Annotated in this window: 21 protein-coding genes; 14 read left to right on the forward strand and 7 right to left on the reverse strand. The window is 64.0% G+C overall.

The window, feature by feature from the left end; all coding sequences use genetic code 11:
• Nucleotides 1-19: 19 nt before the first annotated feature.
• The 3 genes from trpC to F757_RS0119665 all read left to right on the forward strand — a co-directional run bounded on the left by trpC (nucleotide 20) and on the right by F757_RS0119665 (nucleotide 2,857).
• The gene (gene trpC / locus F757_RS0119655; protein WP_027212889.1) at nucleotides 20-817 is read left to right on the forward strand and encodes an indole-3-glycerol phosphate synthase TrpC; all 798 of its coding nucleotides are present in this window, start codon (nucleotides 20-22) and stop codon (nucleotides 815-817) included.
• Between the two features lie 65 nt (nucleotides 818-882).
• Nucleotides 883-1,509 carry a CYTH domain-containing protein gene (locus tag F757_RS0119660; protein WP_027212890.1) on the forward strand — a complete coding sequence of 209 codons (627 nt, stop codon included), beginning with the start codon at nucleotides 883-885 and terminating at the stop codon, nucleotides 1,507-1,509.
• A 490-nt stretch (nucleotides 1,510-1,999) separates the two neighbouring features.
• On the forward strand, nucleotides 2,000-2,857 hold the full coding sequence (locus F757_RS0119665; protein WP_027212891.1) for a uracil-DNA glycosylase: 858 nt from the start codon (nucleotides 2,000-2,002) through the stop codon (nucleotides 2,855-2,857).
• A gap of 147 nt (nucleotides 2,858-3,004) precedes the next feature.
• Here F757_RS0119665 and F757_RS0119670 read toward each other — a convergent pair whose 3' ends face one another.
• The 4 genes from F757_RS0119670 to F757_RS0119685 all read right to left on the reverse strand — a co-directional run bounded on the left by F757_RS0119670 (nucleotide 3,005) and on the right by F757_RS0119685 (nucleotide 7,701).
• Nucleotides 3,005-3,601 carry an FMN-dependent NADH-azoreductase gene (locus F757_RS0119670; RefSeq protein WP_027212892.1) on the reverse strand — a complete coding sequence of 199 codons (597 nt, stop codon included), beginning with the start codon at nucleotides 3,599-3,601 and terminating at the stop codon, nucleotides 3,005-3,007.
• A gap of 153 nt (nucleotides 3,602-3,754) precedes the next feature.
• Nucleotides 3,755-5,545 (reverse strand): M61 family metallopeptidase, encoded by a 1,791-nt coding sequence (locus tag F757_RS0119675; protein WP_027212893.1) that lies wholly within the window; start codon nucleotides 5,543-5,545, stop codon nucleotides 3,755-3,757.
• Nucleotides 5,546-5,639: 94 nt separating this feature from the next.
• Nucleotides 5,640-6,365, reverse strand: a complete 726-nt coding sequence (locus F757_RS0119680) for a DsbC family protein (RefSeq protein ID WP_027212894.1) — start codon at nucleotides 6,363-6,365, stop codon at nucleotides 5,640-5,642.
• Between the two features lie 163 nt (nucleotides 6,366-6,528).
• The gene (locus tag F757_RS0119685; protein WP_027212895.1) at nucleotides 6,529-7,701 is read right to left on the reverse strand and encodes a UbiH/UbiF family hydroxylase; all 1,173 of its coding nucleotides are present in this window, start codon (nucleotides 7,699-7,701) and stop codon (nucleotides 6,529-6,531) included.
• Nucleotides 7,702-7,957: 256 nt separating this feature from the next.
• Between F757_RS0119685 and ychF the strand changes: the two genes are divergently transcribed.
• The 8 genes from ychF to F757_RS0119730 all read left to right on the forward strand — a co-directional run bounded on the left by ychF (nucleotide 7,958) and on the right by F757_RS0119730 (nucleotide 17,530).
• Nucleotides 7,958-9,052 (forward strand): redox-regulated ATPase YchF, encoded by a 1,095-nt coding sequence (ychF, locus tag F757_RS0119690; protein ID WP_027212896.1) that lies wholly within the window; start codon nucleotides 7,958-7,960, stop codon nucleotides 9,050-9,052.
• A 362-nt stretch (nucleotides 9,053-9,414) separates the two neighbouring features.
• Entirely contained in the window at nucleotides 9,415-10,749 is a 1,335-nt protein-coding gene (gene ugpB, locus F757_RS0119700; protein ID WP_027212897.1) for a sn-glycerol-3-phosphate ABC transporter substrate-binding protein UgpB, read from the forward strand.
• A 104-nt stretch (nucleotides 10,750-10,853) separates the two neighbouring features.
• Nucleotides 10,854-11,738, forward strand: coding sequence for a sn-glycerol-3-phosphate ABC transporter permease UgpA (gene ugpA / locus F757_RS0119705; RefSeq protein WP_027212898.1), 885 nt, complete (start codon nucleotides 10,854-10,856; stop codon nucleotides 11,736-11,738).
• On the forward strand, nucleotides 11,735-12,580 hold the full coding sequence (gene ugpE / locus F757_RS0119710) for a sn-glycerol-3-phosphate ABC transporter permease UgpE (protein ID WP_027212899.1): 846 nt from the start codon (nucleotides 11,735-11,737) through the stop codon (nucleotides 12,578-12,580). Before ugpA ends, ugpE begins: the two co-directional genes overlap by 4 nt.
• Before the next feature lie 77 nt (nucleotides 12,581-12,657).
• Nucleotides 12,658-13,746 carry a sn-glycerol-3-phosphate import ATP-binding protein UgpC gene (locus F757_RS0119715; RefSeq protein ID WP_027212900.1) on the forward strand — a complete coding sequence of 363 codons (1,089 nt, stop codon included), beginning with the start codon at nucleotides 12,658-12,660 and terminating at the stop codon, nucleotides 13,744-13,746.
• A gap of 60 nt (nucleotides 13,747-13,806) precedes the next feature.
• On the forward strand, nucleotides 13,807-14,118 hold the full coding sequence (locus F757_RS0119720; RefSeq protein ID WP_027212901.1) for a DUF3761 domain-containing protein: 312 nt from the start codon (nucleotides 13,807-13,809) through the stop codon (nucleotides 14,116-14,118).
• A gap of 237 nt (nucleotides 14,119-14,355) precedes the next feature.
• Nucleotides 14,356-16,023 carry an energy-dependent translational throttle protein EttA gene (gene ettA / locus F757_RS0119725; protein WP_027212902.1) on the forward strand — a complete coding sequence of 556 codons (1,668 nt, stop codon included), beginning with the start codon at nucleotides 14,356-14,358 and terminating at the stop codon, nucleotides 16,021-16,023.
• A 382-nt stretch (nucleotides 16,024-16,405) separates the two neighbouring features.
• Entirely contained in the window at nucleotides 16,406-17,530 is a 1,125-nt protein-coding gene (locus F757_RS0119730; protein WP_027212903.1) for a DUF748 domain-containing protein, read from the forward strand.
• Between the two features lie 136 nt (nucleotides 17,531-17,666).
• On the opposite strand, the gene F757_RS0119735 is transcribed toward F757_RS0119730, so the two are convergent.
• Genes F757_RS0119735 through F757_RS0119745 form a run of 3 tightly spaced genes read right to left on the reverse strand, consistent with a single transcriptional unit; the run spans nucleotide 17,667 to nucleotide 20,416 of the window.
• Complete coding sequence (locus F757_RS0119735; RefSeq protein ID WP_027212904.1) at nucleotides 17,667-18,290, reverse strand: HAD family hydrolase; 624 nt, start codon at nucleotides 18,288-18,290, stop codon at nucleotides 17,667-17,669.
• A gap of 28 nt (nucleotides 18,291-18,318) precedes the next feature.
• Complete coding sequence (locus F757_RS0119740) at nucleotides 18,319-20,133, reverse strand: aminopeptidase P family protein (protein WP_027212905.1); 1,815 nt, start codon at nucleotides 20,131-20,133, stop codon at nucleotides 18,319-18,321.
• 19 nt (nucleotides 20,134-20,152) lie between these two features.
• Nucleotides 20,153-20,416 carry a hypothetical protein gene (locus tag F757_RS0119745; RefSeq protein ID WP_027212906.1) on the reverse strand — a complete coding sequence of 88 codons (264 nt, stop codon included), beginning with the start codon at nucleotides 20,414-20,416 and terminating at the stop codon, nucleotides 20,153-20,155.
• Nucleotides 20,417-20,616: 200 nt separating this feature from the next.
• Here F757_RS0119745 and F757_RS0119750 point away from each other — a divergent pair, with 200 nt between their 5' ends.
• The 3 genes from F757_RS0119750 (at nucleotide 20,617) to prfA (ending at nucleotide 23,913) form a co-directional block, all read left to right on the forward strand.
• Nucleotides 20,617-21,327: a response regulator transcription factor gene (locus F757_RS0119750; protein WP_027212907.1), complete on the forward strand. Its 711-nt coding sequence runs from the start codon at nucleotides 20,617-20,619 to the stop codon at nucleotides 21,325-21,327.
• An 87-nt stretch (nucleotides 21,328-21,414) separates the two neighbouring features.
• Complete coding sequence (gene hemA, locus F757_RS0119755; RefSeq protein ID WP_027212908.1) at nucleotides 21,415-22,701, forward strand: glutamyl-tRNA reductase; 1,287 nt, start codon at nucleotides 21,415-21,417, stop codon at nucleotides 22,699-22,701.
• 129 nt (nucleotides 22,702-22,830) lie between these two features.
• A complete protein-coding gene (gene prfA, locus F757_RS0119760; protein ID WP_027212909.1) occupies nucleotides 22,831-23,913 on the forward strand; it encodes a peptide chain release factor 1 in 1,083 nt (360 codons plus the stop codon).
• Nucleotides 23,914-23,915 lie beyond the last annotated feature (2 nt).

Consider the following 23,915-nt stretch of genomic DNA (forward strand, 5'->3'; position numbering starts at 1 on the left):
CCAACGTAGCGAGACATTTATGAGCGACATCCTCGACCGTATCATCGCGGTCAAACGCGAAGAAGTCCGCGCGGCCGAACAAAGCGCGCCGCTCGAAGAACTGCGCCTCGAAGCGTCGTCGCGCGATATTCGCGATTTCGTCGGCGCGTTGCGCGCCAAACACGCGGCGGGGCTCGCCGCGGTGATCGCCGAAGTGAAGAAGGCAAGCCCGTCCAAGGGCGTGTTGCGGGAAGACTTCGTGCCTGCGCAAATCGCGCGTTCTTATGAAAAGCACGGCGCGGCCTGCCTCTCCGTGCTGACCGATGTGCAGTTCTTTCAGGGCAGCGTCGCGTATCTCGAACAGGCGCGCGCCGCCTGCCAGTTGCCGGTGCTGCGCAAGGACTTCATCGTCGACCCGTATCAGATCGTCGAAGCTCGCGCGATGGGCGCCGACGCAATCCTGCTGATCGCGGCCGCGCTCGACACTTCGCAGATGCAGGACCTCGAAGCACTCGCGCATTCGCTGGGGCTCGCCGTGCTCGTCGAAGTGCACGACAACGACGAACTCCAGCAGGCGCTCACATTGAAAACGCCGCTGATCGGCATCAACAATCGCAATTTGCGCACCTTCGAGACCTCGATCGAAACGACAATCGGCATGCTCGAAGCGATTCCCGACGACCGCATCGTGGTTACCGAATCGGGCATTCTGTCGCGTGCGGATGTCGAGCGGCTGCGCGCAAAGGACGTGAACACGTTTCTCGTCGGCGAGGCGTTCATGCGTGCCGCGGAGCCGGGCGTCGAACTTGCCCGCATGTTCTTTCCTGGCGCCGCGTGAAGCAGGCGCCAGGCGAGTAGCGAGGAAACTGAGGACAAAACAGCCGCGCGGACAGGAGAGCAGCAATGGGCATGGAACGCGAGATCAAATTGCTGCTGCCGGCCGACCAGGTCAAGGCGGCCTCGGCGTGGTTCGTCGCCCGTACCGGCGACGAAGGCCGCCCGATCAAGCTGTCGAACATTTACTTCGACACGCCGCAACTTGCGCTCGCAGCGTCGAAGAGCGCGCTGCGCTTGCGCCACACGCCGCACGGCTGGCTGCAGACGTTCAAAACAGTGGGCAGTGCGACAAACGGTTTGCATAGCCGTCACGAATGGGAAATGCCTGTCGCGGGCGAGGCGCTCGAAATCGACGCATTGCTGCGCGAGTGTGACGAGCCGGCCGCGGCTCAGGCACTGCGCGACGCGGCACCGCAGTTGACCGAGCTGTTTCGCACGGACTTCACGCGCACGCTGTGGCAGGTGAGCGTCGACGGCTCCGAAGTCGAAGCCGCGATCGATCAGGGCAACGTGCTCGCCGAAGTGAACAGCGAGCTGCGCCGCGCGCCAATCTCGGAGATCGAGCTGGAGCTGAAGTCCGGCGACGAAGCCGCGCTGCACACGCTTTGTGGCGAACTCAGCAAGCAGATCGCCGGCCTTGCGCCGGAAAACGTCAGCAAGGCGCAACGCGGCTATCAGTTGCGGGCGGGCTGAGACCGAGGGACGTGGCGCGGCTACCTGTTGCGGGCGGGATGAGAGTCAAGCGCAGTGCGACTGCAAGTTCCAGGCGGGCTGAGAATCAAGCGCAGCGCGGCTACCTGTTGCGGCCGTGTTGAGAGTCACGCGCGGCGCGGCTAACCGTTGCGGCCGGGTTGAGGGTCAAGCGCAGTGCGGTTAACCGTTGCGGCCGGGCTGAGAGCAAGCGCAGTGCGGCTGACCGTTGCGGCCAGGTTGAGACTGGAGCGCAGCGCGGCTACCCGTTGCGGCCGGGTTGAGAGTCAAGCGCCGTGCGGCTGACCGTTGCGGCCCGGCTGAGACTGCAGCGCAGAACGGCTACCCGTCGCGGCCGAGTTGAGCGTCAAACGGAACACGCCGACCCAGTGCGGCCAGAAAGAGAGCCGCCCGGTTCCAGCGCTGCGCCTTTGCGCGCACCGCGCCGCCCCAAACTTGAGTCACTCCGCGTTTGCTGCGACACTTCTGCGCCATGACTTCCTCATCCCGTACCCGCCGCCGGGCACCCTCGCAGGCGTCGCTATTCGACAACGCCGCCGCACCGACCAGCGCCGCATCTGCCGGATCGGCCGCATCCGCCGCACCACAGCCGCAAAGCGCCACCGGCACCCCGCTCACGCTCGAAGCGCAGTTCGCCGCGCTGCCCGCTGCATGGCGCGCGCATCTGAAGCCCTTCATCGAGAGCGACGCGTACGCCCCGCTGTGCCGTTTCGTGGACGGTGAGCGCGCAGCCGGCAAAACCGTTTACCCCGCCGACGTATTCCGCGCGTTGCGCCTGACGAGCCCCGACGAAGTGAAAGTCGTGATTCTCGGGCAAGATCCGTATCACGGTGAAGACCGCGGCACGCCGCAAGCTCACGGGCTTGCATTTTCAGTGGCACCGAACGTGCGCACGCCGCCGTCGCTGCGCAATATCTTCAAGGAAATCGCCGCGAGCCTCGGCCACGAACCGCCCCGTCACGGCTGCCTCGACACGTGGGCCAAGCAAGGCGTGCTGCTGCTGAACACGGTGCTGACGGTCGAACGGGACTCGGCGGCCAGCCACGCAAAACGCGGCTGGGAGAAGTGCACGGACACGCTGATCCATGAACTGGCGATGCGCCACGACCGTCTCGTCTTCATGCTATGGGGCGCGCACGCGCAAGCCAAGCGCGCGCTGCTCGGCGGCAAATCGCATTACGTGCTGGAAGCGCCGCACCCATCGCCGTTGTCGGCGCATCGCGGCTTTCTTGGCTGCGGGCATTTTGCGAAGGCGAACGAGTATCTGGTCCAGCACGGCCGCACGCCAATCGACTGGCGTCTGCCCGACGACGCGCAAATGCTCGCGTAGGCCAGACCGAAGGCCCCAAAGCAAAAACGCCACGTGGACCAATGTCACGTGGCGTTTTCGATTGCACGCTGTAGAGCACCGCCGTGAAGCGGCGCTCACGCACTAATCAACCCGGCGGCCGGTTCAGGCACTTGCCGAAGACGCACCTCAAGCAGCGGCGATCGCTTCGCGTGCGGTGGCCAGCGCGGCGCTCGCTGCGTCCGGGCCCATGTTCAGACCTTCCGCGTAGATAAAGTTCACGTCGGTCATACCGAGGAAGCCCAGGAAGCTCTTCAGATACGGCGTCTGGCTGTCGTTCGGCGTACCGAGATACTTGCCGCCGCGTGCAGACACGACATAAACCTTCTTGCCCGTCACGAGACCTTCCGGACCGTTCGCGGTATAGCGGAACGTGATGCCGGCACGCGCAATGAAGTCGAAGTACGTCTTCAGTTGCGACGAGATGCCGAAGTTGTACATCGGCGCGCCGATCACGACGATGTCGGCGGCTTGCAGCTCGGCGATCAGCGCTTCGCTGCGGGCGGCAATCGCGGCCTGCTCGGCGGTGCGCTGGTCAGCCGGCGTGAAGAACGCGCCGAGAACGGCGTCGTCCAGGTGTGGCAGCGGTTCAGCTTGCAGATTGCGGACGACGACTTGCGCGCCCGGATTCGACTGTTGCAGCTTTTCGGTCAGTTCATTCACCAGCAGCGTGGAATTCGCGCCTTGCGAGCGGGCTGCCGAGTTGATTTGCAGGATCGTGGTCATGGTTGACTCCAGTGGGGGCGCGCAGTGTTGCGCGAGTGGAGTCATTGTGTTTATTTACCGACGCCGGAAAAAGCCACCCGGCGGCGACGGATTGTTGCACTGGTAGAACAATCCACCACCGGTAAAGCTCATTGCGGCCACTGCAAATTACAGTCAGCCTGCCAGCCAGCGTTCGCGCGCCTTGCGGGTGGCGGGCCGCTTGTCGTCGGCGGTGAGCTTGTAGCGTGACACTTCCGGCCCGTCGAGCCTGAGTTGCGCGGTGCGCAGTTCGTCGCGGCGGAACGCGTGAACTTCCACTTTGGCGCCCGGCTGATAGCGCGCGAGCAGCGCGTCGAGGTTCGAGCCCGTCACGCGCAGGCCGTCGAGCGCGATCAGCACGTCGCCGGCCGAGAGCCCGGCCTTTTGCGCGGCGCTGCCCTCGTGAACCGCCGCCAGCGTGCAATCGGCGCCGCCGCGCACGCGTGCGCCAAGCGACGGTTTTCCATTCTTGTCCGGCTCCGGCGCGACGGCAACGCCGAACGGCGCGAGCAGCGTCTCGAGCGGCAGGTCGCGGGTGCCGTGCACGGCCTGCGCGAACAGGTCTCCCAGTGCCACGCCGGTGGCCTCGGTGAAGAGCGCCTCGATTTCACCTTCCTCCACGCCGACCGGCTTGCCGCGGTAGAAATCGCGGCCAAAGCGCTGCCACAGCAGACGCATCACGTCGTCAAGCGACTTGCGGTGACTGGTTTGCGCGCGAATCGCCAGGTCAAACGAAAGCGCGACCAGCGAGCCCTTCGTGTAGTAGCTGACAATTGCGTTCGGCGCGTTCTCGTCCTGCCGGTAGTATTTGACCCACGCGTCGAACGAGCTTTCCGCGACGCTCTGTCTGGTGCGGCCGCTGCCGCGCAGCACGCCGCCCATCACCTTGCCGAGCATGCCCAGATAATCGTCCTGCGAGATCAGGCCGGTGCGCACGAGAATCAGATCGTCGTAATAAGACGTGAAGCCTTCGAACAGCCACAACAGCGACGTGTAGTTTTCCACGGCAAGGTCGTACGGCGCGAACACCGCGGGCTTGATCCGCTTTACGTTCCATGTGTGGAAATATTCGTGGCTGCACAAGCCGAGGTAGGTACGGTAGCCTTCGGTGAGCGCTTCCCGGCCTTGCACCGGCAGATCCGCGCGATTGCAGATGAGCGCCGTCGATGCGCGGTGCTCGAGTCCGCCGTAACCGTCGGTGACGGCTTGCGTCATGAAGACGTAGCGGTCCACGGGCGCTTTCCTCGACTTCGGCTCGAACAGCGCGATCTGCGCTTCGCAGATGCGCTTGAGGTCGGCACACAGCCGCGCCATGTCGAGCGCGATCACGCGCCCCGCGATCACCACGTCGTGCGGCACGCCGTGCGCCTTGAAGGTCGCGAGCTCGAATTCGCCGAGCGTCACGGGATGGTCGATCAGCTCATCGTAGTTCTGCGCGCGATACTCGCCAAAGCCGTAGCGCCTCGTGCCGCGCGCTTCGGGCAATGCGGTGGCGACGCGCCAGCCGCGATACGCCGCCCCGTCCGGCTTCTGAATATCGACCACACACGGCGCCTCTTCGTGACCGAGCGGCGACAGAAACACGCTGGTGCCGTTGAAGAAGCCCGTGGTGTCGTCCAGATGCGCGGCGCGCACCGACAGATCCCACGCGTACACCTCGTAGCGCAGCGTGAGCGCGCCTTTGACCGGCGCGGCCTGCCATGTGTGCTTGTCGGTTTTCTCGACGCGCACCTTGCGGCCTGCGTCGTTGAACGCGCGCAGCGTGACGATGTTGCGGGCGAATTCGCGCACCATGTAGCTGCCCGGAATCCACACAGGCAGCATGAAACGCTGGCCGGCCGGGTCCGGGTCGGCGACGGTCACGGTGACTTCGAAGAGATGGGCGGCGGGTTGCTTGGGAACGATGGTGTAGCGGATCGGCTTCATCGGCGGCGCGTGGTTTTTGTGTGAATGTTTGTTTGGGAGCTGGATGCGAAAGGAGGCGCCCTTGCGCCTCCTTTCACTCGTGTCAGCCGTGTGCTCAGTGCACCGAGGCCATTTCCTTGTCCAGCCGGTCGGCCGGCACCGCGCCCGGCAAGCGGCGGCCGTCGGCGAGGAATACGGTTGGGGTGCCCTCCACGTTCATCGCGTGGCCGAGCGCGAGGTTCTTGTCGATCGCAGCGGTATCGCAGGTGCCGGCGGCCGTGGGCGCCTGATGGTTCTGCATCCACGATTCCCACGCCTTTGCGCGGTCCGGCGAGCACCAGATGGACTTGGACTTGGCGGTCGAGTCCGGTGACAGGACCGGGTACAGGAAGGTGTAGACCGTCACGTTGTCGATAGACTTCAGCGTGGTTTCGAGTTGCTTGCAGTACGGGCAGTTCGGATCAGAGAACACGGCGATCTTGCGCGAGCCGTTGCCCTTCACGACCTTCACGGCGTTTGCAAACGGCAGGCTCGCAAAGTCGATACGGTTGGTTTCCGCCAGACGGGCGTCCGTCAGATTCTTGCGCGTTTTCGTGTCGACCATGTCGCCGAGCAGCAGATAGTCGCCGTTGGCGTCGCTGTAGACGATCTGGTTGCCGAGGTTCACTTCGTAAAGGCCGGCAACCGGCGACTTGGTGATGCTCTTGATCGTCACATCGGCAAGGCGGGATTGCAGCGTGGCCTTGAGCTTGTCGGCGGACTGGTCAGCCTGCGCGGAGCAGCCGATCGCGACGGCAGCAATCGCGAGCACCGCAGCCGCGATGCGAAAGATCTTTTTCATGCGAAATTCCTGATTCGGACGCGTGCTCTTCACACGCGTTGGCGTTTGCAAGGTTGCCGGTTAGACGAGAACGCTCTGTCGGCGTTCATCGGCAACCGCCTGTTGGCGTTCATGATACCTGTGTCACCGGCCGGCCGCGCCGCGCGAGCGTTCGCCGGCCGTCTCAGCCGAGCGCGGCCGACACCAGCCAACGCTTGATGAACGGCTGCGCGCCGACGAAAGCCATGCCGCTATTGCGCACGATTTTCGCGAGCGGACCAGGCACGGAGAACAGTTTCTGCAGACCGTCGGTGGCGATCATCAGCGCGCGAATGTCTTCGCGCCGCGCTCGTTCGTAGCGCCGCAGCAGCACCATGTCGCCGAGGTCGCGGAACGACTCCTTGCCGGCGACCGTCTCGGCCAGCGCGGCGACGTCGCGCAGACCGAGGTTCATGCCCTGCCCCGCGAGCGGATGGATCAGATGCGCGGCGTCGCCCACCAGCGCGACGCGCGGTGCGACGAGGCGCTCGACGGTTTGCAGCGCGAGCGGAAAGCCCTGCGCAGGCGTCACACAGTCGAGCGCGCCAAGCTGGCCGCCTGTCACGCGCTCCACTTCCGCCGCGAGCTGCGCCGGATCGAGCGCGATCAGTTGCTCGGCGTGCTCGGTACGCGCCGACCAGACGAGCGACACGTGGCCGTCCGGCATAGGCAGCAGCGCGATGATTTCGCCTTCCCTGAACCACTGGAAAGCGGTCTCGCCGTGTGGCTTCTCCGCTTTGAAGTTGGCGACCATGCCTGTTTGCCGGTAGTCGCGCCGGTTCATTTTCGAGCCGATTTGCGCGCGCACCCACGAGTGCGCGCCGTCTGCGCCGACCACGAGATCGGCCACGAGCACGCTGCCGTTCGCGAGACCGACGCTTGCGCTGTCGGCGGTAAAGTCGAGCGCCTGGGCGCGGCTGTCGATCCACGTGAGGTTAGGCTGAAAACGCAGCGCCGCGTCGAGCGCGCGCTCGATCACCGACGACTCCACGATCCACGCAAGTTGCGGCACGGAAGCCTGAAACGCGGAGAAATGCAGTTCCGCATGCGCGTCGCCGTAGACACGCATGTCGTACACGGGACCGAGCCGCGACAGGTCGAGCGCCTGCCAGACGCGCAAACGCTCGAGCAGCGCCTGCGAACTCGACGACAACGCGTACACCCGCGAGTCGAACGAAGCGCCAGCGGGCAGCGGCGCGCACGCCTGTGCGAGCAGCGCGACGCGCAGCCCGGCTTGCGTGAGCGCAAGCGCCGCGGTCTTGCCGACCAGCCCGCCGCCGATCACGGCTGCGTCGAAAGTCTGATGGTTTGCGTTCATCCGCGCATTATAGCGGCGGGGTCGCGGGCGGCGGAGCGCGCGTGCAGCATTCTGAAGCCATGTCAAGAAGCCGGTTGGAACGGGTTACAATTACGCTTTCCGTGACAAAACCGCCCAGAATCGTCGAGGCAATGCCCGCGCTGGTGTCGTGTCCCGCTCCGCTGCGTTTTCCTCGCCAGCCCAACGCGAAGGCTCCCGAATCCCGCACACAGCGTCGAGCGCATCACGCAATTTACTGAATCACTGAAGGATTTCCATGAGCCTCAAATGCGGCATCGTCGGCCTGCCCAACGTCGGCAAGTCCACCCTGTTCAACGCGCTGACCAAGGCGGGCATCGCCGCGGAAAATTATCCGTTCTGCACGATCGAGCCGAACGTCGGCATTGTCGAAGTGCCGGACGTGCGCCTCAAAGCGCTCGCGGAAATCGTCAAGCCCGAGCGCATCCTGCCGGCAGTCGTGGAATTCGTCGACATCGCCGGTCTGGTGGCGGGTGCGAGCAAGGGCGAAGGCCTCGGCAACCAGTTCCTCGCGAACATTCGCGAAACGGACGCCATCACGCACGTCGTGCGCTGTTTCGAAGACGAGAACGTCATTCACGTCGCCAACAAGATCGATCCGCTGTCGGACATCGAGGTCATCAATACCGAACTGGCGCTCGCCGACCTGGCAACGGTCGAAAAGGCACTCGCGCGCTATTCGAAGGCAGCCAAATCGGGCAACGACAAGGAAGCCGTGAAAAACGCCGCCGTGCTGGAGAAGGTGCGCGCTCAACTGGACCAGGCGAAGCCCGTGCGTGCGCTGGATCTGTCCGACGAGGAAAAGGCGACGCTCAAGCCGTTCTGCCTGATTACCGCCAAGCCGACCATGTACGTCGCCAACGTCAAGGAAGACGGCTTTGAGAACAATCCGCACCTTGACGCTGTGACGAAGTTCGCGGCGTCGGAAAACGCGCCGGTGGTTGCCGTCTGTGCAGCAATTGAAGCGGAAATCGCCGATCTCGATGAAGCGGACATGGAAGTGTTCCTCGCCGACATGGGCATGGAAGAGCCGGGTCTGAACCGCGTGATTCGCGCCGGCTTCAAGCTGCTGGGCCTGCAGACCTACTTCACGGCGGGCGTGAAGGAAGTGCGCGCGTGGACCATTCACATCGGCGACACGGCGCCGCAGGCTGCGGGCGCGATTCACACCGACTTCGAGCGCGGCTTCATTCGTGCGCAAACCATTTCGTTTAACGACTACATCACCTACAAGGGTGAGCAAGGCGCGAAGGAAGCCGGCAAGATGCGCGCGGAAGGCAAGGAATATGTGGTTCACGACGGCGATGTGATGAATTTTCTGTTCAACGTGTGACCACGTCTGGAGCCGCGCGCTCCCTGACACCGCCTGTCGGCTCGCGCCGCCTGGTCTCGAAGCCCGCCTCGTGCGGGCTTTTTTGCGGGCGGGCGCAACCTCGGGCATCGCCTTGCCAAAGGCCTTGTACCATCCACCTGCCCGTCAGAGCACCTTCATTCGCTTGCCGAAGCTGAACAAACCGACTATTTCAGTTTCATGACACACGATGTTAAATTGCGGCATTCGGCGCGTCTCGAAAGCGTACAACGCGTGCAAAGCGCAGAATGCGCGCCGCCCCGCCGGCCGACGCCGGACTGTCATCGAACACAAATAGAATCGCGCGATTCGTATTCGCGCACCTTCCGTCAGGAGACAAATCGATGAGTTTGAAGCCGCTGTTCCGTTCGCTTTCCGTTGCCGCCGTGCTGAGCGCGGGTGTTCTCGGCGCCAGCCAGCCGGCTCAGGCTGCCACTGAAATCCAGTTCTGGCATGCGATGGAAGCCGCGCTCGGCGAGCGTCTGAACGACATCGCCAACGCGTTCAACGCGTCGCAGTCCGACTACAAGATCGTGCCCGTGTTCAAGGGCACCTACGACCAGACGTTGGCGGCGGGCATCGCCGGTTATCGCAGCGGCAACGCGCCGGCCATCCTGCAGGTCTACGAAGTCGGCACCGCGACCATGATGCAGGCGAAGAAAGCCGTCGTGCCGGTCTCCGAGGTGTTCAGGCAAGCGGGCGTGCCGCTCGACGAAAAAGCGTTCGTGCCGACCATCGCAAGCTACTACAGCGACGCAAAGACTGGCCACCTGATCTCGATGCCGTTCAACAGCTCAACGCCGGTCCTTTACTACAACAAGGACGCGTTCAAGAAGGCCGGGCTCGATCCGAACCAGCCGCCGAAAACGTGGGCCGAGCTGCAGGCCGACGCGCAGAAGCTGAAAGCGTCGGGCATGGCGTGCGGCTATTCGTCGGGCTGGCAAAGCTGGATCCAGTTGGAGAACTACAGCGCGTGGCACGGTGCACCCTTTGCGTCGAAGAGCAATGGTTTCGACGGCGCCGACGCGCAGCTCGAATTCAACAAGCCGCTACAGGTCGCGCACATCCAGTTCCTGCAGAACATGCAGAAGGAAGGCACGTTCAGCTACGTCGGCCGCAAGGACGAACCGGTTTCGAAGTTCTATAGCGGCGACTGCGGAATCATTACGAACTCGTCCGGCTCGCTCGCCACCATCAAGAAGTACGCGAAGTTCAACTTCGGCACCGGCATGATGCCCTACGACGCAAACGTGAAGGGCGCGCCGCAGAACGCGATTATCGGCGGAGCGAGCTTGTGGGTACTGGCGGGCAAGGACCCGGCTGTCTACAAGGGCGTGGCGAAGTTCCTCGCGTATCTGAGCTCGCCGGAAGTCGCGGCGAAGTGGCATCAGGATACGGGCTATCTGCCGGTCACGACCGCCGCATATCAATTGACGCAGCAACAGGGCTTCTACGAGAAGAACCCGGGCAGCGACACAGCCATCAAGCAGATGCTCAACAAGCCGCCCCTCACGTACACAAAGGGCTTGCGCCTGGGCAACATGCCGCAGATCCGCACGATCATCGACGAAGAACTCGAGCAGGTGTGGGCCGAAAAGAAGACGCCGCAACAGGCGCTCGACTCGGCGGTCTCGCGTGGCGACGAGCTGCTGCGACGCTTCGAGAAAGCCGGCAGTTGAACGCCGCATTACAACGGCAAGCGCAAGCCGGCAGGTTGCGGCGCACTCGCGCGGCAACCTCTCGCGCAGCATCCTGTTTGCAGCCACACTCTTGAGATTGCTCGATGGAAAAGCGCTCCCGCTTCGGCACCAGCCTGCTGCCCTATCTGCTCGTCGCGCCCCAACTGGCGATCACAGCGCTGTTCTTCCTGTGGCCCGCCGGCGAAGCGCTGTGGCAATCCACGCAAACCCAGGACGCGTTCGGCACGTCGAGTGAATTTGTCGGGCTCGCGAACTTCAGGCAACTATTCGCCGATCCGCTCTATCTGTCGTCGTTCACCACGACGATTGTTTTCTGCGCGCTCGTCACCGTGTCTGGCCTCGCGATCTCGCTGCTGCTCGCCGTTTGCGCAGACCGCGTGACGCGCGGCGCGAAGGCTTATCAGACGCTCCTCATCTGGCCGTATGCGGTCGCGCCCGCCATTGCCGCCGTGCTGTGGTCGTTTCTGTTCAACCCGAGCATCGGGCTCGTCACGTTTGCGCTCGCCAAGTACGGCGTGGTGTGGAATCACGCGTTGAATGCGGGACAGGCGATGTTTCTCGTCGTGCTCGCCTCGGTGTGGAAGCAGGTCAGCTATAACTTCCTGTTCTTCTACGCGGGCCTGCAGGCCATTCCGCGCTCGCTGATCGAAGCGGCGGCCATCGACGGCGCCGGTCCCGTGCGCCGCTTCTTTGGCATTGCGCTGCCATTGCTGTCGCCGACCAGCTTCTTTCTGCTCGTCATCAACATCACGTATGCGTTTTTCGACACCTTCCCGGTAATCGACGCCGCGACCGGCGGCGGACCCGCGCAATCGACCCGCACACTGATCTACAAGATTTTCGCCGAAGGTTTCCAGGGGCTGGACATCGGCAGCTCGGGCGCGCAATCCGTGGTTCTGATGGTGATCGTCGTTGCGTTGACGGTCGTGCAATTCCGCTTCATCGAACGCAGGGTTCAATACTCATGATCGAGAACCGCCGCGGTTTCGACCTTTTCTGCCACGCAGTGCTGATTCTGGGCGTCGCGCTGGTGGTGTTTCCCGTGTACGTCGCGTTCTGCGCGGCCACCATGAGCGAGCGTGAGGTGTTCACCGTGCCGCTTTCGCTCGTGCCCGCTTCGCATCTGTTCGACAACATCGCGACCGTGTGGACACAAGGCAGCGGCAACGCGGCTGCACCGTTCGGCCGCATGCTGGTCAACAGCCTCGTCATGGCGCTTGCCATCTCGATCGGCAAGATTGCGGTGTCGATGATCTCGGCTTACGCGATCGTGTTCTTCCGCTTTCCGTTTCGCAACCTGTCGTTCTGGCTCATCTTCATCACGCTTATGCTGCCGGTCGAAGTGCGGATTTTCCCGACCGTGCAAGTGGTGTCGTCGATGCATTTGAGCAATACATATAGCGGATTGACGTTGCCGCTGATTGCTTCGGCCACCGCCACGTTCCTGTTTCGCCAGTTCTTCATGACGCTGCCCGACGAATTGATGGAAGCGGCGCGCATCGACGGCGCGGGTCCAATGCGTTTTTTCTGGGACGTGGTCTTGCCGCTCTCGAAGACGAACATGGCGGCGCTCTTCGTCATCACCTTTATCTACGGCTGGAATCAGTATTTGTGGCCGATTCTGATTACGAGCCAGCAGTCGCTGACAACAGCGGTGGTCGGTATCAAGAGCATGATTGCCTCGGGCGATACGGCAACGCAATGGCACCTGGTCATGACCGCGACGCTGCTCGCGATGCTGCCGCCGCTCGCGGTCGTGCTCACGATGCAACGCTGGTTCGTGCGCGGCCTCGTCGACGCAGAGAAATAATCCGCGCCGCGCGCAGCACGCGCGAACAGAGCGCATACCAATCGTAAAAAGACACGCAAACGAAGGGCTACAACCGCATGGCTGCACTGACACTGCAAGGCGTTAAAAAAACCTACGACGGCAAACAGTTCGTGTTGCACGGCATCGACGTCGACGTGAACGACGGCGAGTTCGTCGTCATGGTCGGGCCCTCGGGTTGCGGCAAATCCACGTTGCTGCGAATGGTCGCGGGGCTCGAGCGCATTTCCGAGGGCAGCATTTCGATTGCGGGCAAGGTGGTGAACGAACTCGAGCCGAAGGACCGCAACATCGCGATGGTGTTTCAGAACTACGCGCTCTATCCGCACATGAGCGTGGCCGAAAACATGGGCTACGCGCTGAAAATCGCGGGCGTGGACCGGGCTCAGATCGCGCAGCGCGTGAACGCCGCCGCGCAGATTCTCGAATTGCAGGCACTGTTGCAGCGCAAACCGCGCGAGCTGTCCGGCGGACAGCGTCAGCGCGTGGCAATGGGCCGTGCAATCGTGCGCGAACCGGCCGTGTTTCTGTTTGACGAACCGCTCTCCAACCTCGACGCGCGTCTGCGCGTGCAAATGCGACTCGAGATTCAGCGCCTGCATGCGCGCCTCGCCACCACGAGCCTGTATGTGACGCACGATCAGATCGAAGCCATGACGCTGGCGCAGCGCGTGATCGTGATGAACAAGGGCCACGCGGAGCAGATCGGCGCCCCGACCGAAGTGTACGAGCGGCCGGCGACCGTGTTCGTCGCGGGCTTCATCGGCTCGCCGGGCATGAATCTGCTGCAAGGCCGTGTGTCCGACGACGGTTCCACCTTCGACGTGGCCGGCAACGGTCCGCAACTGCCGCTCGCGGGCGTAGCGTCGATTGGCCGCGAAGTGGCCAGGGGCCGCGAGTGGACGCTCGGCATTCGCCCCGAGCACATGAGCCCCGGCGAGACCAATGCGCCGCACGCCACCCTCAGCGTCGATTCGTGCGAGCTGCTCGGCGCGGACAATCTCGCGCACGGGCGCTGGGGCAATCACGATGTGACAGTGCGTCTACCGCACGCGCACCGGCCGGCGGCCGGCGACGCGTTGCAGGTCGCGCTGCCCGCGCGCCATCTGCACTTCTTCGATCCGGCGAGCGGGCAGCGGGTGAACTGAACGCCGGCTTACGAACAAGAACGACAACGACAAAAACAACCACAACGACGTACCGACACCATGCACAGCCCTGGCCTTGGAACCTTGCGCAGCGGAGCCCGCGTTGCAGTAACGCTGTTGCTCGCGCTGACGTTCAGTGCGTCGTCGGCGTTCGCCTACGTCGCGCCTGGCACGACGCCCGACGAGGCCGACTTGAGCAATCACAACACCTATACCAATCGCGACGGCAACACGGTGCATGCACCGGCCCGCTCGACGTCAGGCAAAGCGCCCGAAGGCGCGACGGCCCGTTGCCGGGACGGCACCTACAGTTTCAGCCGGCACCATGGCGGAACGTGCTCGCGGCATGGCGGCGTAGCGAGTTGGCTGTAATGTCGCGAGTTCCGCGCGCAAGCTGACACCGCGCGCGCCCTGCCGCGGCGCGGTCACGTCGAAGTACAATGCAATCTGCACCCGGCCCGCGCGGGCGTCGTCGCGCCAAACCGCGTTCCACGCCGCGCCGGCCGGCGCCGGGCACTTCGCCCCGGCATGACACCGCTTACCCATCCACCCACGACTGCCCGCCCCAACGCGGCCGGCGTCGTCAACGTCTACCAAGCACACAGCAAAATGGCCCAATACGTCTTCACCATGAACCGGGTCGGCAAGATCGTGCCGCCCAAGCGTCAAATCCTGAAGGACATCTCGCTGTCGTTTTTCCCCGGCGCGAAGATCGGCCTGCTCGGCCTGAACGGCTCGGGCAAGTCCACGCTGATCCGCATCATGGCGGGGGTGGACAAGGACATCGAAGGCGAAGCCACGCCGATGCCCAATCTGAACATCGGCTATCTGCCGCAGGAGCCGCAACTCGACCCGAACAAGACGGTGCGCGAAACCGTCGCGGAAGGTCTTGGCGACGTGTTCAACGCGCAGAAGAAGCTCGACGAAATCTATGCGGCCTACGCAGAACCGGACGCCGACTTCGACGCGCTCGCCGCGGAGCAGGCCAAGTACGAAGCGATTCTCGCGACGACCGACGGCGGCAGCGCCGAACAGCAGATCGAAATTGCCGCCGACGCGCTGCGCCTGCCCGCCTGGGACGCGAAGATCGAGCATCTGTCGGGCGGCGAAAAGCGCCGCGTCGCCCTGTGCAAGCTGCTGCTCGAAAAGCCCGACATGTTGCTGCTGGATGAGCCGACCAACCACCTGGACGCGGAGTCGGTCGACTGGCTCGAGCAGTTCCTCACGCGCTTTCCGGGCACCGTCGTCGCGGTAACTCACGACCGCTATTTCCTCGATAACGCCGCCGAGTGGATTCTCGAACTGGACCGCGGCCACGGCATTCCCTGGAAGGGCAATTACAGCAGTTGGCTCGATCAGAAAGAAGAGCGTTTGAAGCAGGAGGAAGCGTCCGAGTCGGCGCGTCAGAAGGCGATCAAGAAAGAACTGGAATGGGTGCGCCAGAACCCCAAGGGCCGTCAGGCGAAGTCGAAAGCGCGTATCGCGCGTTTCGAGGAACTGAACAGCCAGGACTACCAGAAGCGCAACGAAACTCAGGAAATCTTCATTCCGGTCGGCGACCGCCTCGGCAATGAAGTGATCGAGTTCAAGAACGTCAGCAAATCTTATGGCGACCGGCTGCTGCTCGACAACGTCAGCTTCAAGGTGCCGGCCGGCGCGATTGTCGGCATCATCGGTCCGAACGGCGCGGGTAAGTCGACGCTGTTCCGCATGCTGACCGGCCGCGAACAGCCTGATTCGGGCGAGATCGTAATCGGACCGACGGTGAAGCTCGCTTACGTCGACCAGAGCCGCGATGCGCTCGACCCGTCCAAGACCGTGTTCGAGGAAATTTCCGGCGGTGCGGACGTGCTGACGGTCGGCAAGTACGAGACGCCGTCGCGTGCGTACATTGGGCGCTTCAACTTCAAGGGCGGCGACCAGCAGAAGATCGTCGGCAATCTGTCCGGCGGCGAGCGCGGGCGCCTGCATCTGGCGAAAACGCTGATTGCGGGCGGCAACGTGCTGCTGCTCGACGAACCGTCGAACGACCTCGACGTGGAAACGCTGCGCGCGCTCGAAGACGCACTGCTCGAGTTCGCCGGCTCGGTCATGGTGATCTCGCACGACCGCTGGTTCCTCGACCGGATCGCGACGCACATTCTCGCCTTTGAAGGCGATTCACAAGTCACGTTCTTCGACGGCAATTACCAGGAGTACGAAGCGGACAAGCGCGCTCGCCTTGGCGAGGAAGCTGCACGACCGAAGCGTCTGCGGTACAAGCCGATTACCCGGTAAGGTTCGCGGCTTCGGCAGCACAGAAGCGGGCCTGGAAGCAGGCTTGGAAGCCATCGCAGAAGCACGCTTAGAATTCGCCCTGCAAGCTGGCCTCGAAGGCAGCCTCCGAAACAGCCCGCTCGCCGCAAGACGAACGGGCTGTTTGCCATCCAGTCATTCTTTTCACGCATCTCAGGCGGCCGCCTTGACTTCGCGAGATGCGCAGCCACTCTTCACGGCCACGTCATACCCTCCCTAACCGCCAGAGGACGGCGCCATCGCGACACGGCACACGCATTGCTGTCCTGCGCGTGCTATACGTCGTCCGCACGGCGCGCGTGCGGCGCGCAACTCATCACAGCCACGCCGCGCATGGCGGCGACAAGACGACAAGGTGACAAGCATGGCGATGTCGAGAAGCCAACGCTGGGTCGTTGCCGCAGGCAGCGTGCTGGTGGTGCTCGTCGTCATTGCCTTCGGTCTGCTGCTCTACGCGCAGCGCGAAGTGAAAGCGCGCGTGGTGGCTGCGCTCGGGCCGCTCGGCAGCGCGCAAAGCATCGACGTCGGTTTGACCTCCGTCCATCTCACCAACGTTCTGCTCAAGCCGCCGCCCGGCTGGCCCGCCGGCGATCCATTGAAGGCCGACGAGATCATTCTCACGCCGGACATTCGCGATCTGCTCGCGCACCGTATGCACATTCGCAGCGTGGTGGTGCGCGGCTTCGACATGGCAGTGCTGCGCACGCAGAACGGCACGATCCGTTTGTTGCCAAATCTGCGTCAATCGGTGAGCAGCGCCAACGACGACGTGCGCGACGCATCCGCGAACTCCATGCCGCGCGACAAGCAGGTCGACCACATCAGCTTCGAGCAGGGGCGCTTTCATTTCTACGACATGACGGTCGGCCCGCCCGCTTACAAGGTGACGGTGAGCGACGCCAGCGCGAGTGTCGACAACATCCGTCTGCCAGCGCTCACGGAGCCGACCAACGTCGACGTGAAAGGCTCGATCAAGGGACCGTCGCACACGGGCACCGTCACCTTCAGCGGATGGATCAGGATTGCCAGCAAGGACTCGCAGACCACCAGTACGCTGCGCGGCGTGGACGTGGTGATGCTCGATCCTTACCTGGTGAAAAAGGCCGGCGCCAAGGCGCAAGTGACAGGCGGCACGCTCGACATGAACATCCAGTCGACGGTGAGCAATTACCAGTTGCACGCGCCCGGCTGGATAACGGTCCACCATCTTCAGCTAGCGGACTCCGGCAATCCGCTCGACACGTTCATGTCCATTCCGACCAAAGCCGCGGTTGCCGCGCTGAAGACGCGCAACGGCGATCTCACGCTGCACTTCGTACTCGACGGCAACTTGCGGGACCCGAAGTTTTCCGTGCAGGAGGGGCTGACGACGCGCATTGCCGCGGGGTTCGCGAAAGCGCTGGGTGTCAGCGTAGAAGGCGTGGCGAAAGGCGCGGGCGAGACCGTCAAAGGGCTCGGCAATGCCTTGAAGAATTTGCTTGGACAGTGAGCGCAAGCGGCGTCAGGCGTCCGCTGGCGAGCCGTCATGCGTGGAGCCTACGCGTGCACGCCGCTCGCGCAAGTTAGCGCAAACTTGCACGACCTCGCGCGAACCCCTCGCTACCGCGCGACTGGCGCGCTTCGCGTCAAACCGGCAGGCCCAGCGCGCGCAATTGCGCTGCGGTTTGAGCGGCGCTCGTGTGGTGCACGCCGTGCCACCCCAAGGCCGTGGCGGCTGCGGCGTTCTTCGGGTTGTCGTCGATAAAGACGAGTTCGGACGGCTGGGTGCCCGGCAGGTGCGCGTCGATCCGCTCGCGCATGGCTGCGAAGATTGCCGGATCGGGCTTCACGAGGCCCACGCGCCCGGAGACGACAATGTCGCGAAAGCGCCGCAGCACCGGATAGTTCTCCCACGCGTACGGGAACGTCTCGGCCGACCAGTTCGTCAGACCGAAGAGCGGCACTTGCGCGGCCTCGAGCTTCTCCATGATCGCCACGCCGTCTTCGAGCACGCCGGCCACCATTTCGTGCCAGCGCTCATAGAACGCGCGGATCAGGGCTTCGTGGTCGGGAAACTGCGCGACGAGTTCGGCGGTTGCCTCGACGATCGGCTGGCCGCCGTCCTGGCGCACGACCCAATCCATCGAGCACACGTGGGTGAGAAACCAGCGGCGCTCGGCTTCGTCCGGGATGAGTTGCCGGTACAGGTACTCGGGACTCCAGTCGATCAGCACGCCGCCGAAATCGAACACGACTGCCTTGATGGCCATGCGCTCTCCGTCGTTATGCGGTTAGGACTCAGACCGGCTGTGTGCGTTGCTCGAGCCACGCCAGGGCGTCGCCGGAAACATGCGGCGCAAGCCGCGTGCGCACCGTCTGGTGATAGTCGTTCAGCCACGCGCGCTCGTCCTCGCGCAGCAGCGACAGGTCGAGGCAGCGCGTGTCGATCGGGCACAGCGTGAGCGTTTCGAACCTCAGGAAGTCGCCGAATTCGGTCTGCCCGGCAGGCACGTTCAGCACCAGATTCTCGATGCGCACGCCCCACTTGCCCGGCCGATAGATGCCCGGTTCGACCGACGTGATCATGCCCTCTTCCATTGCCGTCCAAGGTTCCGCCGGCGCGTAGTGCGAGATCACTTGCGGGCCTTCGTGCACGTTGAGGAAATAGCCGACTCCGTGGCCGGTGCCGTGGCCGTAATCGGCGCCGGCTTCCCAGATCGGCGCGCGGGCGATCGCGTCGAGCATCGGCGAGCGGATGCCGCGCGGAAACGTCGCGCGCGACAGCGCCATGGTGCCCTTCAGCACGATAGTGAAATCGCGCCGCTGCGCATCGCTGATCGTGCCGATAGGCACTACCCGCGTGATGTCGGTCGTGCCGCTGAGATATTGTGCGCCGGAGTCAATCAGCAACAGGCCGTTGCCTTCGATGACCGCATGCGATTCAACAGTCGCGCGGTAGTGCGGCATCGCGCCGTTCGCATTGAAGCCGGCAATGGTCGCAAAGCTCAGCGACACGAACCCCGGACGGCGCGCGCGCGCGGCCGTCAAACGTTCGTCGACAGTCAGCTCGGTAATCGTTTCGCGGCCTAGAGCATGCTCGAACCAGGCGAAAAATTCGGCCAGCGCCGCGCCGTCCTGCTCCATGGTTGCGCGCACCTGCTGCGCTTCGGCTTCAGTCTTGCGCGACTTGAAGAAAGTGGACGGATTCACCGCCTCGACCACCTTCACCGTCGACGGCACCGACTGCAATGAGCCGTACGTGATGCGGCGCGGGTCGATCAGCAGTGTGCTGGCGGCGGGCAACGCGGCGAGCGCATCCGCTGCCTGCGCATACGGCTTCACGCTCACGCCGTCGCGCGCAAGCGCCTCGGCGAGCGCGGGCGGCACCTTGCCGTCGGCAATGAAAAGCGACGCGCTGCTCTCGCCAATCAGCGCATGTGCGACGAACACCGGGTTGAAACTCACGTCGGCACCGCGCAGATTGAGCAGCCACGCGAGGTCGTCGAGCGTGGAAATGAAGTGCCATTGGGCGCCCTTTTCCGCCATGATCCGGCGAACCTGCGCAAGCTTTTCCGCACGCGCGACGCTTGCATGCGGCGCGGCATGTTCGAACACCTGGGCATCCGGCAGCGACGGACGCTGCGGCCAGACGGCCTCGAACAGATCGAGGTCGGTGCGCAGATTCACGCCGTGCGCCGTGAGCGCCTGCGTCAGGGCGCGCGCCGCTGCGACGCCGAGCACCGCGCCGTCCACGCCGACAGTTCCGCCAGGCGCCACGTTCGCGGCGAGCCAATCGAAATGCGGGGCGGTTTGCTGGCCTCCGGTCATTTTCATCAGCTGAACGCCGCTGCCGGCCAGTTGCGCGTTGGCCTGCTCCCAGTAGCGGCTGTCTGTCCAGACGCCCGCGAAGTCGGCGGTGACGACGAGCGTGCCCGCCGAGCCGGTGAAACCGGAAAGCCATTCCCGCCCTTGCCAGCGCCCCGGCAAATATTCGGACAAGTGCGGATCCGCGGAGGGCACCAGGTAAGCAGCGACGCCTGCGCGCGCCATCGCGCTGCGCAAACTGGCCAGCCGTTCGGGAATGGATGAGGTTTGGGGAAGTCGGGCATTCATGGAAGTCACCTGCAAGTATTCATCGACGGGAAAGCAAGCCGACCGTCACGGCGACGGCGATTGTCGCGACGGCCGTGCATACAGGCCATTCGAGCGTTTCGCCGTCGTGGAAAAGACCCAGCACATTGCCGGCCATGTGGGCCACGCTGGCGCCCAGCACACCGGCCCCGAGCGCCACCCATAAGCGGGCGCGGCCCGAGCGGTTCATACGGCGCAGCGGATGCAACCACCACCCCACAAGACCAATTGCCGCGCCCAGCACAACGATTCCGGGCCAGCCCATCAGCGGGTGGCCTCGCGCAATTTCGGATTTGTCTCATGGGCGCGAGGCTCAACGACAGCTAGCATTTTTGTCTCTTTCTTAAAAGATCAGCACGGCGCTTTCCGCACAGCGGTTGAGTTTAGGGGTCGGGGTAAGGTTAGGCAAGCTGGAAGCCTTACGGAAAAGCCTGGTTCCTGGCCGTCGTCAAGTGGAACGCGCGCATGCGAATCGCCCTTATCGAGCCGGACTCGGGTCACGCCAAACTGGTCACGCGGCTGATTTTTGCCGGCGGCCACGTCTGCCAGCACTTCACCACCAGCGCGCCGTTCCTCGCGCAGGCCGCAGACCAATTCTTCGATCTGCTGATTACCGAAAACTGGGCCGGCGACCATTCTGCCGAAGACGTGATCGCGCGCGCCCGCGCCGTGCTGCCGAGCCTGCCTGTCATCGTGATGATGTCCGAGCCGCGCGAAAGCCAGATCGTCACGGCGCTTCACGCGGGCGCCGACGACTGTCTGACCAAACCGGTGCGCGGCCCCGAGATGCTCGCCCGAGTGGACGCGCTGCTGCGGCGCGCCGCCCTGCGCCGGCCGGCCAACCGCCGGCACGACGTGATCCGCGGCTATGCATTCGACGCCGCGAACTTCGCCGTCACGTTCCGGGACCGAACGGTCGCGCTCACGCCAAAGGAATTCCGCTTCGCGCTGCTGCTGTTCAGCAACCTCTCGCGGCCGGTGTCCCGCGCGCACATCATGGAAACGGTGTGGGCGCGCCGCCGCGACGTAAGGTCGCGCACCGTGGACACTCACGCGTCGCGCGTGCGCTCCAAGCTCGAATTGCGTCCGGAGAACGGCTATTCGCTTGCACCGTTGTACGGGTACGGATATCGCCTGGACGCATTCTCCACGGAAGCTGCCGTCTCCTCGGCCTGATGCCCGGCATAAGCGCAGTTGCGCGAGCGCGGCAATGTAAGAATCGAGGAAACGCTATAATATGGGGCTAAACCATAGCCCCTCAGCATGCAGCTTCTAACGATCGGAATCAATCACCACACTGCGCCTGTCGCCTTGCGCGAACGCGTGGCGTTTCCGCTCGAACAGATCAAGCCTGCACTGGACACCTTCAAAAGCGTCTGGCTCGGCACCACCGCCCGCTCGGCGCCTGAAGCGGCGATTCTTTCCACCTGCAACCGCACGGAACTCTATTGCGCGACAGATGAAGACGCCGCGCGCGAAGCCGCCATCCAGTGGTTTTCGCGGTACCACAACCTGCCGGTCGGCGAACTCGCGCCGCACGTCTATGCGCTGCCGCAGTCCGAGGCCGTGCGCCACGCGTTTCGCGTCGCCTCCGGTCTGGATTCGATGGTGCTGGGCGAGACGCAAATCGTCGGACAAATGAAGGACGCGGTGCGCACCGCGTCGGAAGCAGGCGCCCTCGGCACCTATCTGAACCAGTTGTTCCAGCGCACTTTCGCCGTCGCGAAAGAAGTGCGCAGCACGACCGAAATCGGCGCCCAGTCCGTTTCCATGGCAGCCGCCGCCGTGCGGCTCGCGCAGCGAATTTTCGACAAGGTATCGAACCAGCGCGTGCTGTTCATCGGCGCGGGCGAAATGATCGAACTCTGCGCCACCCACTTCGCCGCGCAGCAACCGCGCGAACTGGTGGTCGCCAACCGCACCGCGGAGCGCGGCATGCGCCTCGCCGAACGGTTCAACGGTCGCGCCATTCCGCTGTCGGAGCTGCCCGCGCGCATGCACGAGTTCGACATCATCGTGTCGTGCACGGCGTCCACGTTGCCGATCATCGGTCTGGGCGCGGTCGAGCGCGCGGTCAAGGCGCGCCGCCATCGGCCCATATTCATGGTCGACCTGGCCGTGCCGCGCGACATCGAACCTGAAGTCGGCAAGCTGGAAGACGTGTTTCTGTATACCGTCGACGACCTCGGCGCGATTGTCCGCGAAGGCAATGCGTCGCGCCAGGCCGCGGTGGCGCAGGCCGAAGCGATTATCGAAACGCGCGTGCAGAATTTCATGCAGTGGCTCGATGCGCGCAGCATCGTGCCCGTGATCCGCCATATGCACACGCAAGCCGACGTGCTACGCCGGGCCGAGGTCGAACGCGCGCAGAAAATGCTCGCGCGCGGCGACGATCCGGCCGCCGTCATCGAAGCGCTCTCGCAAGCGCTCACCAACAAGCTGATCCACGGTCCCACCCATGCGCTGAACCGCGCGAGCGGCGAGAACCGTGACACGCTCATCGAACTGCTGGGCGGCTTCTATAAACACTCCGGTTCCACGGAGCGTTAGCGGCGCCCGCGCCGCCTGTTTGCGCCGCCCGCCGCGGCCGCGCAGTGGTCCGCCACATGCTTCTGTCCCGGGCATCCGCCCATTTTTCTGGTTGCCGTCCTTGCCGGAGTCCGCTCCGATACCCGCCCGATGAAAACGAGCATGCAACACAAGCTCGACCAGCTGACTACGCGGCTGGCCGAACTGAACGACCTGCTGAGCCGAGAGGACATCACGTCGAACCGCGACCAATATCGCAAGCTCACGCGTGAACACGCCGAGCTCGGCCCCGTAGTCGAACAATACGCGCTTTGGCGTCAGGCCATGCACGACGCCGCGACCGCGCAGGAACTGCTGGCGGACGCGTCCATGCGCGAGTTCGCGGAAGAGGAAATTCGCGCCGCGCGTGAGCGCATGGAACAGCTCGGCGGCGAACTGCAGACCATGCTGCTGCCGAAAGATCCCAACGACGACCGCAACATCTTCCTCGAAATTCGCGCCGGCACGGGCGGCGACGAGTCCGCCCTCTTTGCCGGCGACCTGCTGCGCATGTACCTGCGCTATGCCGAGCGCAACCGCTGGCAAGTCGAGATGATGTCGGCGAGCGAATCGGACCTGGGCGGCTATAAGGAAGTGATCGTGCGAATCGCCGGCGAAGCCGCGTATTCGAAGCTGAAGTTCGAGTCCGGCGGACATCGCGTGCAGCGAGTGCCGGCAACCGAAACGCAAGGCCGCATTCACACGTCCGCCTGCACGGTGGCGGTCATGCCGGAGGCCGACGAAATCGGCGAAGTCGAAATCAATCCGGCCGATCTGCGCATCGACACGTTCCGCGCATCGGGCGCGGGCGGCCAGCACATCAACAAGACGGATTCGGCGGTGCGGGTGACGCATTTGCCGACGGGCATTGTCGTCGAATGTCAGGACGACCGCTCGCAGCACAAGAACAAGGACCGTGCGCTGAAGGTGCTCGCAGCGCGCATCAAGGACAAGCAGTCGCACGAGCAACAGGCGAAGGAAGCCGCGACGCGCAAGAGTCTGATCGGCTCCGGCGACCGCTCGGAGCGGATTCGCACCTACAACTTCCCGCAAGGGCGTCTGACAGACCACCGGATCAATCTGACGCTGTATCGTCTCGACGCCATTATGGACGGCGACCTCGACGAGCTGATCGGGGCGCTCGTCACCGAACATCAGGCCGAGTTGCTGGCGTCGCTCGGCGACGCGGATTAAGC

The organism is Burkholderia sp. WSM2232 (genome assembly GCF_000472545.1).
Lineage (GTDB): Bacteria > Pseudomonadota > Gammaproteobacteria > Burkholderiales > Burkholderiaceae > Paraburkholderia.

Excerpts from the sequence above, each read along its gene's own strand:
- F757_RS0119665 (WP_027212891.1), top strand. The coding sequence starts at position 2,000 with ATGACTTCCTCATCCCGTACCCGCCGCCGGGCACCCTCGCAGGCGTCG.
- F757_RS0119680 (WP_027212894.1), bottom strand. The coding sequence starts at position 6,365 with ATGAAAAAGATCTTTCGCATCGCGGCTGCGGTGCTCGCGATTGCTGCC.
- trpC (WP_027212889.1), top strand. The coding sequence starts at position 20 with ATGAGCGACATCCTCGACCGTATCATCGCGGTCAAACGCGAAGAAGTC.
- prfA (WP_027212909.1), top strand. The coding sequence starts at position 22,831 with ATGAAAACGAGCATGCAACACAAGCTCGACCAGCTGACTACGCGGCTG.
- ychF (WP_027212896.1), top strand. The coding sequence starts at position 7,958 with ATGAGCCTCAAATGCGGCATCGTCGGCCTGCCCAACGTCGGCAAGTCC.
- F757_RS0119670 (WP_027212892.1), bottom strand. The coding sequence starts at position 3,601 with ATGACCACGATCCTGCAAATCAACTCGGCAGCCCGCTCGCAAGGCGCG.
- F757_RS0119685 (WP_027212895.1), bottom strand. The coding sequence starts at position 7,701 with ATGAACGCAAACCATCAGACTTTCGACGCAGCCGTGATCGGCGGCGGG.
- ugpE (WP_027212899.1), top strand. The coding sequence starts at position 11,735 with ATGATCGAGAACCGCCGCGGTTTCGACCTTTTCTGCCACGCAGTGCTG.
- F757_RS0119715 (WP_027212900.1), top strand. The coding sequence starts at position 12,658 with ATGGCTGCACTGACACTGCAAGGCGTTAAAAAAACCTACGACGGCAAA.
- hemA (WP_027212908.1), top strand. The coding sequence starts at position 21,415 with ATGCAGCTTCTAACGATCGGAATCAATCACCACACTGCGCCTGTCGCC.
- F757_RS0119720 (WP_027212901.1), top strand. The coding sequence starts at position 13,807 with ATGCACAGCCCTGGCCTTGGAACCTTGCGCAGCGGAGCCCGCGTTGCA.
- ugpB (WP_027212897.1), top strand. The coding sequence starts at position 9,415 with ATGAGTTTGAAGCCGCTGTTCCGTTCGCTTTCCGTTGCCGCCGTGCTG.
- F757_RS0119730 (WP_027212903.1), top strand. The coding sequence starts at position 16,406 with ATGGCGATGTCGAGAAGCCAACGCTGGGTCGTTGCCGCAGGCAGCGTG.
- F757_RS0119750 (WP_027212907.1), top strand. The coding sequence starts at position 20,617 with ATGCGAATCGCCCTTATCGAGCCGGACTCGGGTCACGCCAAACTGGTC.
- F757_RS0119660 (WP_027212890.1), top strand. The coding sequence starts at position 883 with ATGGGCATGGAACGCGAGATCAAATTGCTGCTGCCGGCCGACCAGGTC.
- F757_RS0119745 (WP_027212906.1), bottom strand. The coding sequence starts at position 20,416 with ATGGGCTGGCCCGGAATCGTTGTGCTGGGCGCGGCAATTGGTCTTGTG.
- ugpA (WP_027212898.1), top strand. The coding sequence starts at position 10,854 with ATGGAAAAGCGCTCCCGCTTCGGCACCAGCCTGCTGCCCTATCTGCTC.
- ettA (WP_027212902.1), top strand. The coding sequence starts at position 14,356 with ATGGCCCAATACGTCTTCACCATGAACCGGGTCGGCAAGATCGTGCCG.
- F757_RS0119740 (WP_027212905.1), bottom strand. The coding sequence starts at position 20,133 with ATGAATGCCCGACTTCCCCAAACCTCATCCATTCCCGAACGGCTGGCC.
- F757_RS0119675 (WP_027212893.1), bottom strand. The coding sequence starts at position 5,545 with ATGAAGCCGATCCGCTACACCATCGTTCCCAAGCAACCCGCCGCCCAT.
- F757_RS0119735 (WP_027212904.1), bottom strand. The coding sequence starts at position 18,290 with ATGGCCATCAAGGCAGTCGTGTTCGATTTCGGCGGCGTGCTGATCGAC.